Annotated in this window: 12 protein-coding genes; 11 read left to right on the forward strand and 1 reads right to left on the reverse strand. The window is 40.1% G+C overall.

The window, feature by feature from the left end; all coding sequences use genetic code 11:
• The first annotated feature begins 2 nt into the window (after positions 1-2).
• From JNUCC51_RS21105 to JNUCC51_RS21140, 8 genes are all read left to right on the forward strand, one after another.
• Positions 3-1019 carry a thiamine pyrophosphate-dependent dehydrogenase E1 component subunit alpha gene (locus JNUCC51_RS21105; protein WP_337989619.1) on the forward strand — a complete coding sequence of 339 codons (1017 nt, stop codon included), beginning with the start codon at positions 3-5 and terminating at the stop codon, positions 1017-1019.
• Positions 1019-2002, forward strand: a complete 984-nt coding sequence (locus JNUCC51_RS21110; protein ID WP_049664234.1) for an alpha-ketoacid dehydrogenase subunit beta — start codon at positions 1019-1021, stop codon at positions 2000-2002. The genes JNUCC51_RS21105 and JNUCC51_RS21110 overlap by 1 nt, the downstream gene beginning before the upstream one ends.
• Positions 2003-2058: 56 nt before the next feature.
• Positions 2059-3420 carry a dihydrolipoamide acetyltransferase family protein gene (locus tag JNUCC51_RS21115; protein ID WP_337989620.1) on the forward strand — a complete coding sequence of 454 codons (1362 nt, stop codon included), beginning with the start codon at positions 2059-2061 and terminating at the stop codon, positions 3418-3420.
• Positions 3421-3552: 132 nt separating this feature from the next.
• Entirely contained in the window at positions 3553-5244 is a 1692-nt protein-coding gene (locus tag JNUCC51_RS21120) for a methylmalonyl-CoA mutase family protein (RefSeq protein WP_443136961.1), read from the forward strand.
• The gene (gene scpA / locus JNUCC51_RS21125; protein WP_337989622.1) at positions 5241-7394 is read left to right on the forward strand and encodes a methylmalonyl-CoA mutase; all 2154 of its coding nucleotides are present in this window, start codon (positions 5241-5243) and stop codon (positions 7392-7394) included. Before JNUCC51_RS21120 ends, scpA begins: the two co-directional genes overlap by 4 nt.
• A complete protein-coding gene (gene meaB / locus JNUCC51_RS21130; RefSeq protein WP_337989623.1) occupies positions 7394-8491 on the forward strand; it encodes a methylmalonyl Co-A mutase-associated GTPase MeaB in 1098 nt (365 codons plus the stop codon). Before scpA ends, meaB begins: the two co-directional genes overlap by 1 nt.
• A 191-nt stretch (positions 8492-8682) precedes the next feature.
• On the forward strand, positions 8683-9123 hold the full coding sequence (locus tag JNUCC51_RS21135) for a BrxA/BrxB family bacilliredoxin (protein WP_053483738.1): 441 nt from the start codon (positions 8683-8685) through the stop codon (positions 9121-9123).
• A gap of 754 nt (positions 9124-9877) precedes the next feature.
• Positions 9878-10855, forward strand: a complete 978-nt coding sequence (locus tag JNUCC51_RS21140) for an aromatic acid exporter family protein (protein ID WP_100544427.1) — start codon at positions 9878-9880, stop codon at positions 10853-10855.
• A 20-nt stretch (positions 10856-10875) separates the two neighbouring features.
• Here JNUCC51_RS21140 and prli42 read toward each other — a convergent pair whose 3' ends face one another.
• Entirely contained in the window at positions 10876-10971 is a 96-nt protein-coding gene (gene prli42 / locus JNUCC51_RS21145; RefSeq protein ID WP_152911477.1) for a stressosome-associated protein Prli42, read from the reverse strand.
• A 125-nt stretch (positions 10972-11096) separates the two neighbouring features.
• Between prli42 and mce the strand changes: the two genes are divergently transcribed.
• The 3 genes from mce (at position 11097) to JNUCC51_RS21160 (ending at position 14180) form a co-directional block, all read left to right on the forward strand.
• Entirely contained in the window at positions 11097-11510 is a 414-nt protein-coding gene (gene mce / locus JNUCC51_RS21150; protein ID WP_337989624.1) for a methylmalonyl-CoA epimerase, read from the forward strand.
• A 5-nt stretch (positions 11511-11515) separates the two neighbouring features.
• Complete coding sequence (locus tag JNUCC51_RS21155; RefSeq protein ID WP_100544425.1) at positions 11516-13063, forward strand: acyl-CoA carboxylase subunit beta; 1548 nt, start codon at positions 11516-11518, stop codon at positions 13061-13063.
• Positions 13064-13214: 151 nt separating this feature from the next.
• On the forward strand, positions 13215-14180 hold the full coding sequence (locus JNUCC51_RS21160; protein WP_337989625.1) for a hypothetical protein: 966 nt from the start codon (positions 13215-13217) through the stop codon (positions 14178-14180).
• Positions 14181-14418: the final 238 nt, after the last annotated feature.

The raw sequence follows: 14418 nt of genomic DNA on the forward strand, positions 1-14418 counted from the left end.
TAATGCAAGGTGTTCAAATCAAGCATGAAGATTTAGGTTTATCAAATGAAGATGTACTTGCAATGTTCGAAACGATGTTAATGGCGAGAAGACTAGATGAACGTATGTGGTTATTAAACCGTTCTGGTAAAATTCCGTTTGTTATTTCTTGTCAAGGACAGGAGGCAGCACAAGTAGGGGCAGCCTTTGCTCTTGATAATAATAGAGATTATATTGCACCTTACTATCGTGATATGGGTGTTGTTTTACATTTTGGCATGACTCCAAGAGAATTGATGTTATCCGCATTTGCTAAAGCAGAGGATCCAAACTCGGGTGGGCGTCAAATGCCAGGTCATTTTGGACATAAGAAAAATCGTATTCTAACAGGCTCTTCGCCGGTTACTACACAAGTTCCACACGCGGTGGGAGTAGCTCTAGCAGGTCGTCTACAAAAAGAAGATTTCATTACTTTTGTTACGCTTGGTGAAGGCTCTTCTAACCAAGGTGATTTCCATGAAGGTGCGAATTTCGCAGGAGTGCATAAGTTGCCAGTAATTATAATGGTAGAAAATAATCAATACGCAATTTCTGTGCCTGTAGAACGTCAATTAGGCTGTGCGAAAGTATCAGATCGCGGTATTGGTTATGGAATGCCAGGTGTTACTGTTGATGGAAAATGCCCTTTACAAGTTTATAAGGTTGTAAAAGAAGCAGCTGATCGCGCTCGTAGTGGTGAAGGTCCGAGCTTAATAGAAACAGTAACTTATCGCTTAACGGCTCATTCTTCGGATGATGATGATCGTCAATATCGAACTGCAGAGGATATAGCTGAAGGTAAGGCCAAGGATCCAATTCTATTGTTTGAAAAGTATCTAACAGAATCAGGAGTTATGACAGAAAAACTACGTGCTGAAATAGAAGAACGTGTCATGGCAGAGGTGAATGAAGCAACAGATTATGCAGAAGCTGCTCCGTATGCAACACCTGAGCATGCTTTGAAATACGTGTATGCACCAGTGGACGGAGGTGATGTGTAATGGCAGTAATGTCTTATATTGATGCGATTACATTAGCGATGAAGGAAGAGATGGAACGTGATGAGCGTGTTTTCATTTTAGGTGAGGACGTTGGTCGCAAAGGTGGGGTTTTCAAAGCAACAGCTGGTCTTTACGAGCAATTTGGTGAACATCGTGTACTTGACACGCCGCTTGCAGAGAGTGCGATTGCAGGTGTTGGTATTGGTGCTGCGATGTATGGGATGCGCCCGATTGCCGAGATGCAATTCGCTGATTTCATCATGCCTGCCGTTAACCAAATTGTTTCTGAGGCAGCAAAAATCCGCTATCGTTCAAATAATGACTGGTCTTGCCCGATGGTTATACGTGCACCATTTGGCGGAGGTATTCACGGAGCGCTCTATCATTCGCAGTCTGTAGAGGCACTGTTTGCAGGAACACCAGGGTTGAAAATTGTTATACCTTCAACACCTTATGATGCAAAAGGCTTGTTAAAAGCAGCAATCCGAGATGAGGATCCAGTACTATTTTTTGAGCATAAACGTGCATATCGACTCATTAAAGGTGAAGTCCCTGTAGATGATTATACATTGCCAATCGGTAAGGCAGATGTTAAGCGGGAAGGTGAAGACGTTACTGTCATTACGTATGGTTTAGCTGTCCATTTTGCATTACAGGCGGCAGAACGCCTAGCGGCAGATGGTATTTCAGCGCATATTCTTGACCTACGTACAGTATATCCACTTGATAAAGAAGCGATCATTGAGGCGGCTAGTAAAACAGGTAAAGTTTTACTTGTTACTGAAGATAATAAAGAAGGTAGCATTATGAGTGAGGTTGCAGCAATTATTGCAGAGCATTGTTTATTTGAGCTTGATGCACCAATTCAACGACTTGCAGGACCAGATGTTCCAGCTATGCCGTATGCACCAACAATGGAAAAGTATTTTATGATCAACCCTGAAAAAGTAGAGCGTGCGATGCGAGAACTTGCAGCATTCTAATAGTATTCGAAAGATATAATTACACCTAGGCATAATATTGATGGGAGGAATAGATGATGGCTATTCAAAATATTACAATGCCACAGCTCGGCGAAAGTGTAACAGAAGGTACGATTGAAAAATGGCTTGTTAAGCCAGGTGATACGGTAAAAAAATATGATCCATTAGCAGAAGTTGTAACAGATAAAGTAAATGCAGAAATCCCGTCTTCTTTTGAAGGAGTCATTACAGAACTACTTGCAGAGGAAGGGCAAACTTTACCGGTTGGTGCAATCGTTTGTTCCGTTGAAATAGCAGGTGCCAGTGAGTTACCTCCTCCGCCTCCGCCGAAAAAATCAGCGGTTAGTACAGCAATTTTAAATGCAGGAGTACAAAAGAAACAGGAGACTCAGCAAATTCAGCAAACAACTACAACTACAGCTACAGTAGCATCGCCAAAAATAGTGCGACAAGATAAAGTGCGTTATTCACCAGCTGTTCTTCGACTTGCGCAAGAGTATGAAATTGCACTTGATCAAATCACAGGTACAGGTGAAGGGGGACGCATTACAAGAAAAGACCTAATGAAACTGATTGAAGCAGGAAATGTACCAACTGCTATAGATGAAGCACCGCCAGCAGTCGATACAGCCGTTCCACAGTCAGCACCTGTTGCAGCAGCACTTACATCACAGGAGAATACTAAACCAGCCACAACTGTACAACCAATTCAGGCAGGCGACATTGAAATTCCGGTAACGAAGGTGCGCCGTGCTATCGCCAATAATATGGTACGGAGTGTTCATGAAGTGCCACATGCATGGATGATGATGGAAATAGATGTTACTGATTTAGTTGCATATCGTGATAGCATCAAGACAGAGTTTAAGCAAAAGGAAGGCTTTAATATTACGTATTTTGCTTTCTTCGTAAAAGCAGTCGCTCAAGCTCTAAAGGAATTCCCGATGATGAATTCCATGTGGGCAGAAGACAAAATTATTCAAAAGCATGATATAAATATTTCCATTGCAGTTGCTACTGATGATGCATTATTTGTTCCTGTTATAAAACACGCTGATGAAAAATCAATTAAAGGTATCGCCAAAGAAATTCATGAGCTTGCAGTGAAAGTTCGTTCCGGAAAACTTACGATGGATGATATAAGTGGTGGTACATTTACGGTCAATAATACGGGTGCATTCGGCTCTGTGCAGTCAATGGGCATCATTAATTATCCGCAAGCGGCTATCCTCCAAGTGGAAAGTATTGTGAAAAAACCGGTTGTTTTACCTGGTGGAATGTTTGCTGCACGAGATATTGTGAATTTATGTTTATCTTTAGACCATCGTATTCTTGATGGACTTGTCTGTGGCAAATTCCTAAATAGAGTAAAAGAAATACTCGAAAATACAAATAAATCCTCAACGTCAGTCTACTGATGACTTGTCGGAAGCCTGTTATATAACGGTTTCCGATTTTTTTTTGCTTTTCGAGTCGCAATTTGTCATGTAGAATAACAAATAGAAACTACTAAGGGGGGAAGCTGATTAAGCGTCCGCATGTCAAACAACATGAAAAATATTGAATTTGAAAAGCCGTCCTATTCAGAATGGCAAGATGCAGCAATCAAGGCTTTAAAAGGGAAACCATTCGAGTCTCTTTTAACGAAAACGAGTGAAGGTATTACATTAGAACCTCTTTACACCCAAGAAAGTTTAGTAGCAAAACTTGGTGAAGAACTTGATAAACAAGTTGCTACAATCCGTTCCCTACAAAATAACGAAGTATTTCGAGTGGCACAGCAAATATATGCTGATACAAGCGAGGCATTTTTTGCGCAGCTTGATGATAGCTTAGCTCGAGGCAATGAAGTAGTAACAATTGATAGCCGTATGAAATTTGAATGGACAGAAGAAGTATTGGCACAATTAGCGACTTATTTCTCTGAATATTCGTTTAAAATTACGGTTGAAAATTCAAATGACCCATTATTAGCAGTGTTCGACAAAATAGCAGTTAATCAGCGAGAAACTGTAAACGGTTTCGTCGTATCGAAAAACCCGATCTCTTTAAATGAATACCCGAGCGTGCGCTCAGTCGGTGCGGAAACGATGGTTTATCATAATGAAGGAGCAAATGCTGTGCAAGAGTTAGCATATGCACTAGCATTAGCCGCAAAATACGCAAATCAAGAAGAAAGCTTTGAAGTGTTCGCGAAGAAATTTTATGTATCCTTTGCAGTTGATACACAGTTCTTTACAGAGATTGCAAAACTCCGTGCTTTTAAAGTACTTTGGAAAGCGTTCTCATCCGCTTATGGTGTATCTAATTGCGTAAAAGTTCCAACTATTGCTGAAACATCGTTAAGAAGCTTCTCGAAGCTGGATGTTTATGTAAACTTATTACGTTCAGCGAATGAAGCTCTTTCTGGTTTAATTGGCGGTGCGGATGTCTTTACAGTTCACCCTCATGATGCATTAACGAAGCCAACCGATCAATCGGTTCGTATTGCACGTAATGTATCTTTAATCTTAAAAGAAGAAACAAATGTTTTAAAAGTTATAGACCCAGCTGGTGGCTCTTACTTTATTGAGTCATTAACAGCAGATTTTGTGAAAGAAGCTTGGGCATTATTCTTAGAAATTGAAGCAGCTGGAGGCATTGACGCTTACACTGCATCTGGAAAGCTTACTGAGGAAATAGAAAAATCCTATCAAGCTCGTATCAAAGCAGTGCAAACTCGTAAGCAATCATTAATAGGTACAAATATTTATGCTAATCCAGCAGATGTGCTTGAAAGCGAAACAAACCCAGCATTTACAACAATTAAGCGAATTGCTAAACCTTTTGAGCAATTACGTGCGGAGATGACAGCTGCAAATATGAAAACAGGAATCTTAGCATTAGGTACACTAAAAAGCTCAAAGCCACGTGCTGATTTCGTGTCAGGTTTCTTAAATACAGTAGGTCTTGTGCCAGAAAAAAGCGAACCGGTTGCTACAGCAGAAGAAGCATTAGCTTGGTTAAACACTACAGAAGCAACATATGTGGTGATTGCAGGTAATGATGACAATACTAAAGAATTAGTACCAGCAATTTTAGCAGGCAAACCAGCTAAAGTAATTGTTGACGTTGCAGGTAAATTTAAAGACGAAGAAGAAGCTTGGTTAGCAAATGGCTTAAATGGCTTTATTTTCGCAGGACAGAACATCATCGAAAAATTAAACTCAGTGTTCGCTAGCATGAAGGAGGTCCAACGATGAGTAAGCCAAATTTTAGTGCAGTTGAAATTGAAAAAGTTTTAGCAGCAGAAGCACCTCAAGCGTCAGAAGAAAAATTCATGACCAATGAAGGTATCGAAATTAAAGATATTTACACAAAAGAAGATATTAAAGAGGCAAAACATTTAAATGATGTAGCTGGTATTGCGCCAAATACGCGCGGTCCATACCCTACTATGTATGTAGCTCGTCCTTGGACTGTTCGCCAATATGCTGGTTTCTCAACAGCTGAAGAATCAAATGCATTCTACAAACGTAATCTAGCAATGGGTCAAAAAGGTCTTTCAGTTGCCTTTGACTTAGCAACTCACCGTGGCTATGACTCAGATCATCCTCGTGTAACAGGGGATGTTGGTAAAGCTGGAGTAGCGATTGACTCCGTAGAGGATATGAAAATTTTATTTAACCAAATTCCTTTGGATCAAATGTCAGTTTCTATGACAATGAATGGTGCTGTATTACCAGTTCTTGCATTCTATATCGTTGCTGCTGAAGAGCAAGGTGTTACACCAGACCAATTAGCGGGTACGATTCAAAATGATATTTTAAAAGAATACATGGTTCGTAACACATATATTTATCCACCAGCAATGTCTATGAAAATTATTGCAGATATTTTTGAATATACAGCGAAATATATGCCAAAATTTAACTCAATTTCGATCTCTGGTTACCATATTCAAGAAGCTGGAGCAACAAATGACATCGAGCTTGCTTATACACTAGCAGATGGTCTTGAATACGTTCGTACAGGACTAAAAGCTGGAATCGATATTGATGCCTTTGCACCGCGTCTATCATTCTTCTGGGCAATCGGTATGAACTATTACATGGAAGTTGCAAAAATGCGTGCTGCGCGTCGAATTTGGGCACAAATGATGTCAACGTTTAATCCGAAAAATCCTAAGACATTAGCACTTCGTACACATTCACAAACATCTGGTTGGTCTTTAACAGAGCAAGATCCATTTAACAATGTGGCACGTACATTAATCGAAGCAAATGCGTCTTCAATGGGGCATACGCAATCTCTTCACACAAATGCACTTGATGAAGCGATTGCCCTACCAACTGATTTCTCTGCACGTATTGCACGTAATACACAGCTGTTCCTACAAGAAGAAACGGCAATGACAAAGGTCATTGATCCGTGGGGCGGTTCGTACTATGTGGAAAAATTAACAGACGAAATTACAAAATCTGCGTGGGCATTAATTGAAGAAATCGAAGAACTAGGCGGTATGGCGAAAGCGATTGAAACTGGTCTTCCAAAAATGAAAGTCGAAGAGGCTGCGGCAAAACGTCAAGCGAAAATCGACTCTAAAACAGAAACAATCGTTGGGGTAAACAAATATCGTTTAGAAAAAGAAGAACCTATCGATATTCTTGACATTGATAATACATTAGTTCGTCAAAAGCAAATTGAACGTTTAGAAGCAATGAAGGCAGCTCGTGATGAAGCAGAAGTACAAAAACATCTAGCTCGATTAACAAAAGCGGCGCAAGATGGTGAAGAAAACTTATTAGCGGTAGCTGTAGATGCAGCGCGTGCTCGTGCTTCTTTAGGTGAAATTTCTGATGCAATCGAAGTTGTTTCAGGTCGCCATAAGGCAATAATTCGTTCAATCTCTGGTGTTTACTCTGCAAACTTCTCAGATGAAGAGCAAATTGCTGAAATGAAACAAATGACAGAAGAGTTCCTTGAAAATGAAGGTCGTCGTCCACGTATTTTAGTAGCGAAAATGGGACAAGATGGACATGACCGTGGTGCGAAGGTTGTGGCAACAGGCTATGCTGACTTAGGCTTTGACGTGGATATTTCACCATTATTTATGACACCTGCTGAAGCAGCTCAAATGGCTGTTGAAAACGATGTTCATGTCATTGGTGTATCTTCGTTAGCAGCCGGTCATAAAACACTAGTTCCTGAATTAGTAGCAGAGCTAGAAAAATTAGGTCGCGAAGATATCATTATTATTGTTGGCGGTGTTATTCCAGCACAAGATTATGAATTCCTTTATGACGCTGGAGCAGTAGCAATTTTTGGACCTGGTACAGTTATTCCTGTATCTGCACAAAAGATTATTGAAGAGATTTACAAACGTTTAGGCTATGAGGAAGTGTCTGAATAATGGACAAAAACAAAGGAATGCCTGAAAGTGCGCTATTTGTTATGGACGGAGTAGAGGCAACTCACGACGGAATGCAATATGGTACACCGAAAAAATTCCGAAAGAAAAAAGCAGACAGTTTAAACATACAGGAGCTTGCACGAGAAGTACGTGCAAGCTCTCGTACACACTTGTCAAAAGCTATTACACTCATTGAAAGTTCAAATGCAGCACATAAAGTGCAAGCACAAGAACTCTTACAAGAGCTTCTACCACATACAGGAAATAGTGTCCGTATTGGGATCACAGGCGTTCCTGGTGCGGGAAAGAGTTCGTTCATTGAAGCTTTCGGAACGATGCTTTGTGAGATGGGGAAAAAAGTGGCAGTCCTTGCGATTGATCCAAGCTCTTCTTTATCGGGAGGAAGTATATTAGGCGATAAAACTCGAATGGAGGAACTCGTGAAAAAGCCTAATGCCTTTGTTCGTCCCTCCCCGTCAGCTGGTACCCTAGGGGGTGTTCATAAAAAGACACGTGAAACGATGCTTGTTTGTGAAGCGGCTGGCTATGATGTCATTTTAATAGAAACAGTCGGTGTTGGACAAAGTGAAACTTATGTCCGCGGTATGGTTGATTTCTTCTTGCTGTTAGTTTTAACAGGTGCCGGGGACGAGCTACAAGGCATGAAAAAGGGCATTATGGAGTTAGCAGATGCCATTGTTGTTCATAAGGCTGATGGTGATAATGTTCGCCTTGCTAAAAAAACGGTATCCGAGTATAAGCAAATTTTACATTTCTTACAGCCTGCAACCCCAGGTTGGATGTCCACAGCAATGCCGGTAAGCTCATGGGAAAAACGGGGCCTCGACAAAGTCTGGAGTACAATAGGGGAGTTCAGACAAATCGTTGAGGCAAATAATTACTGGTCAATCAGACGCCAAAATCAGACGAGAGATTGGTTCCAATCGATGATTACTGACCATTTGATTGATATGTTTTATGGTAATCCAGAACGTAAAGCACAGGTGCAACTTTTAGAGCGTCAAATTTTAAATGGACAGTTGACAGTCACACAAGGTGTAGATCGTTTATTTAGCGATGAACAATCACAGAAATAATATAATCCTTTATCTGAGCAACTAGGTGCACAAATTCGTCACTAACTGCTATGATAGGAGATGTATGTGCGTCGACTATCTAAAGCTAGTAAGTTTAACTTCATTCAGCTGAAAGAAGTTAAAGTCTCCGGACGCAATTATGCCGAGGCAAATTTGATGATGACGCGAACTTGAAAGGAGCTAATCGCTATATGAATATGGATTACGATTTATTTATGCAAGAAATTTTAAAAACAGCACGTGCAGAAATTGAGGGTGCAGGTTATGAGCAACTTCGCACGCCAGAAGCTGTTGAAGAGGCGTTTGCTCGTCCAGGTACTACATTAGTCATGGTAAACTCAGTATGTGGCTGTGCAGGCGGTATCGCACGTCCAGCAGCAGCGCAATGCGTACATTACGATAAACGTCCAGACCATCTTGTAACGGTGTTTGCTGGTCAAGATAAAGAAGCTACTGCAGCTGCTCGTTATCACTTCGGTGAAGATCATTTACCATCATCGCCATCATTTGTGTTATTAAAGGATGGACAAGTAGTAGCAGAAGTTGGACGCTATGAAATTGAGGGGCATGACCCAATGTCAGTAGTAACAAACCTACAAGCAAACTTTGAGGAATACTGCGACGAACTTTAATTTTATTCACAAGAGTTAAAAGAGGAGCTATTAGTAAGCCCCGCAGCTACAAAAACACTGCGGAGGCTTACTGCTTAGCCATGATAGTTGATCCCCGATTAGCATGACTCCATAGATAACCTTCTTTTATATCAATATATAGTCATTTGGTGTTCGGAATATTTGAAATATTGGCTAAATGAATCACCTAAAGTTCGAAATGAATAAAATTAACAGGGCTGTAGATTAGAAATATTGGGCATTATTGTGGTGATAACCATTATTTTTCTAAAACTATATTTCGGCTCATCATCAAAAGTTGTGGGTGACATTTGTAATAACCTATTCGAATATTAGTTGATTGGAGTGGAGGCTGGGTGACTCCTTGGGGAAAAGCAATAGAGGAACGAAGGCTAAAACCATCACGTCCTGTGATAACGCCTTCGTGACCAACTTCGTGTTGGCCCGAGACCCTGGAGCGAGCAGGCAGGGGAACGAAGGCTAAAAACATCACATCCTGTGATAACGCCTTCGTGACCAACATCGTGTTGGCCCAAGCGGCTCATCGGACGCCCCCAGGAAGCTCTGCTCTGCGCGAAAGCGAAGCGTCAGCGGCAAATGTTTTATCTGTGCGAAAGCGAAGCGGCAGCAACAAAGCGCCCAGCCGGAACGGAAATCAACCCCACATTATGGTGATGATCCTATGTTTGTAGTGAAATATAGCTAATAAACACGTTTGTAAAATTAGAGTACTGAAAGATAGGAGGCAGTCGACTTGAAGAAGTTTTCAATCGGCTATCGTACATTAAAAACGGCATTTGGTGCAGCTATCGCTATTGCCATTGCCCAATACTTTGAATTAGCTTCTTATGCATCTGCTGGTATTCTAACAATATTATGTGTACAGCCAACGAAGAAAAAATCTCTTCATGCGGCTTATACACGATTCGTCGCAAGTATTATCGGTATGCTTTATGCATTTTTGAGCTTTGAGCTATTTTCCTATCATCCGCTTACATTAGCAGGTATGCTAATCGTCTTCATACCAACAATTGTGTCTTTAAAGGTAGCGGACGGCTTTGTCTCTAGTGCAGTAATTATCATGCATATTTATGCAGCTAAAAGTTTTTCATTGGCGCTTGTTTCTAATGAATTTGCATTAATGGCAATTGGTTATGGTACGGGAATAGCTATAAATATGTATATGCCAGACATTCAAAAGGAATTAAATTACTATCGAGTTAAAATTGAGGAGCTCTACAGTAAGATTTTTTTAGAAATCGCCAACTATTTAAGAGAAGGCGATACATTGTGGGATGGGCAGGAAATTATTGAGGCGATTAAAGCATTAAATAGTGCAAAATCCCTAGCGTTTAAAGATGTTGAAAATCATTTTACGAGACGAAAAAATGACTACTACGTGTATTTTGATATGCGTGAACAGCAGCTAGAAATTATCGATAGGGTTTTACCGAAAATAACGGCACTGCCTGTTATAGTACAAGAGGCGGTGATTGTCGCTGACTTTTTACAGGACCTCGGTGAGCATGTTCATTCAGGAAATACGGCTAGTCATTTTAGAGAGAAGTTAGAGCAGGTAAAGCTAGATTTCGCCCAGTTACCTTTACCGGAAAATCATGAGCAATTTCTAGCACAAGCGGCACTCTATCAATTTATTGAGGAAATGGATCGATATTTAGAAATTAAGCAATCTTTTAAGGGGTTAAAGGTAAAGAAAGAGCGCCCGCAGTAATGCGGACGCCTAGCTTTTCATTACACAAACATTGATAAGCCGAATGCTAGAGATGAAATTACCATAATAGCAATCATAGTATAAACGACGATTTTTTGAAATTTTTTATTACTCATATGCTCGTTCGCTCCTTCTTTTCTTATAAATAGTTTATCAAATCTGAAAAATTTCTCAAGTAGTAGAGTTTTGACGAAAAAGTCTGTAAAATAGATTATGTACCATAACAGAAGGAGATGTCACCATGGAGAGAGTAGATCATATTGGGATTGCAGTCCGCGATCTTGATGAACGCATTACATATTATACAGAAACTTTAGGCTTAAAGCTGCTGAAAGTGGAAGAAGTAGAATCTCAACAGGTTCGTGTTGCATTCATTGATGCGGGTAATGTAAAAATTGAGTTATTAGAACCGATGAGTGAAAAAAGTACTATTCACGGATACATCGAAAAACGTGGAGAAGGTATTCACCATGTAGCTTTCGGAGTAACTGGAATTCGTGAGCGTATGGCAGAGCTTCGTGAAAAAGGCGTACGTCTTTTATCCGAAGAGCCAGGACCAGGTGCTGGTGGTGCAGAGGTTGCTTTCATGCACCCGAAATCATCTTTCGGTGTGTTATATGAATTATGCGATAAAAGTGGAAAAGGGGATAAGTGATTAGTATGGATATGTTCGACAAAATTAATGACTTGTATGACCGTAAGACAGTAATTGAACTTGGTGGCGGCTATGAGCGCATCGAGAAGCAACATGATAAAGGCAAGCTAACTGCTCGTGAGCGTATAGAATTATTACTAGACGAAGGTACATTTTTCGAGATCAACCCATTCATTACACACCGTACAGTAGACTTTGGCATGGACAAGATGGAAGGTCCTGGTGATGGTGTAGTCACTGGTTTCGGTAAAATTAATGGACGTCCAGTATACTTATTCTCTCAAGATTTCACTGTATTTGGTGGAGCGCTTGGTGAAATGCACGCAAAGAAAATGGCAACAGTGATGGATCTAGCTGCAAAAAATGGTACACCATTTATCGGTATTAATGACTCAGGTGGCGCTCGTATTCAAGAGGGTGTACTTTCACTTGATGGTTATGGACATATTTTCTACCGTAATGCAATCTACTCTGGGGTAATTCCTCAAATCTCAGTTATTATGGGTCCATGTGCTGGAGGGGCGGTATATTCTCCAGCAATTACAGACTTTATTTTAATGGTTGATAAAACATCTCAAATGTTTATTACAGGACCTAAAGTTATCGAAACGGTAACAGGTGAAAAAATCTCTGCTGAAGATTTAGGTGGTTCTAAAGTAAACAACGCTGTAAGTGGTAACGCACACTTCCGCGCACCATCTGAAGAAGAAGCTATTAATGAAATTAAGAAACTATTAAGCTACTTACCACAAAATAATAAAGAAAAAGCGCCGCGTCAGGCACGACCAGAGGGTGATGACTATCGTCCAGAAATCGTGGATACTGTACCAATCGAAACTACTCGTCCTTATGATGTACGTAAAGTAGTCGAGCAAATAGTGGATGAAGGCTCATTTATGGAAGTTCATGCAGAATTTGCGAAAAACGTTGTAGTTGGTTTTGCGCGTATTGCTGGTGAATCAGTTGGTCTTGTATGTAACCAACCTAAAGTATTAGCTGGTGGATTAGATATTGATTCTTCAGACAAGGCTGCTCGTTTCATTCGAACTTGTGATGCTTACAATATACCAATCATCACATTTGAAGACGTTTCTGGTTTCTTCCCAGGCGTTAAACAAGAGCATGGCGGTATCATTCGTCACGGAGCGAAAATCCTATATGCATACTCAGAAGCAACTGTACCAAAAATTACAGTGATTCTGCGTAAAGCATACGGTGGAGCGTACGTTGCCCTTAACTCTAAATCAATTGGGGCTGACTTAGTATTTGCTTGGCCTAACGCAGAAATTGCTGTTATGGGTGCAGCAGGTGCAGCTAACATTATCTTCGCGCGTGAAATTGCAAAATCGGAAGATCCAGAAGCAACACGTGCAGCGAAAATCGAAGAATATAAAGAAAAATTCGCAAACCCTTACGTGGCAGCATCTCGCGGTATGGTAGACGATGTTATCGATCCACGTGATACACGTATTAAGCTAATTCAAGGACTAGATATGTTATCGAACAAACACGAAACACGTCCAGAGAAAAAGCACGGAAACATTCCTCTATAAAAATTGTAAAAGCCTAGTATCCTTTGAGATTACTAGGCTTTACTTTCTGATTTTTAAGAACTTTAGATAATAAAAGATTTTATTAAAGATGTTAAATAATTGAAACATATCCTCACTTCATTCGTACATATATGTAGAGGAGTTGAGATGAATGGAATGGAAACAATTACAAAAAGAGCAAGAAATGATTCATGCACAATTAAGAACTGCTAGTAGGTTAAGTGAACAAAAGGATTTAATTGAAAAGCAAATCGAGCGTGCACAACAGGAAATTTATAAACATTCTAAAGCACTCAATCAAATTCGTTTGAAACTAGATAAGTTAGAAGGCTTTTCTTTTATGAATATGATTCGTACGTGGACAGGGCAACAAGATGAGCTACGTGCTGAAAAAATTGATAAAGCGGCCATTCTTGAATTAAAAATAAATGAAGCAAAGAAGATGGAACTTGATTTGACAGATGATTTAGGGCAAATAAACACTAAACTTACTCAAATTAATGAACAAGAGTTGCAAGAAGTTTTAAGCCAATTAAATGCTAAAAAGAAAGGCTATTTACAATTACATGAGCCTGAACAGGCAAAAAGGCTTGAACAATTAGCACATGAAGAAATGTTAACGAAACAACTAATTACAGAAATAGGGGAAGCAGAAGAAGCTGGTGAAGCAGCGCTTACAAAGCTTGGGCAAGCTGCAGAGTCCTTGCATTCCGCAAATGGTTACTCAGCTTGGGATACGTTCTTTGGTGGGGGACTCATTGCTACACATTTAAAGCATGATGCACTTGATCAGTCCGAAAATTATCTTCATAATGCTCAAATTGCGTTACAGCGCTTCCATAACGAACTACTGGATGTACATGACATGTCAACGAAATCGTTAGCAATTGAAACAGATGGATTTGTAAAATTTGCGGACTATTTCTTTGATGATATTTTTTCAGCTTGGTCTGTCCATTCTAAAATATCTACCGCAAGAGAGCAGGTTTCTCGTGTACAAGATGATGTACATAATACGATTTTGCGTCTACAGGATAAACATAACAAGGCAGATGGCTATTTGCAGTCTCTACATAAAGAAAAAGAAGCAATCTTTCAAAACCCAGATATAAAGTAAAATGTGAAAAGACTTTCCCTCTTTTCACATTTTTTTTATTTATCAACATAGGATGATTGGTGATATATGTTTCAATTTACTGGTTTTCCCGCGGTGAGCGGTGTGAAAATGTTGATTGGAGTGGAGACTGGACGCCCCGAAAGAGCCCAGCAGAACGGAAATCAACCCCACGTTTTGCAAAGAAGTAATTGCTATTCTTTAATAAATAGCGAAGTTCCTGTAAGCGAATTATTTCAAC

The sequence above is a fragment of the Lysinibacillus sp. JNUCC 51 genome, from assembly GCF_015999525.1.
GTDB classification, from domain to species: Bacteria; Bacillota; Bacilli; order Bacillales_A; family Planococcaceae; genus Lysinibacillus; species Lysinibacillus xylanilyticus.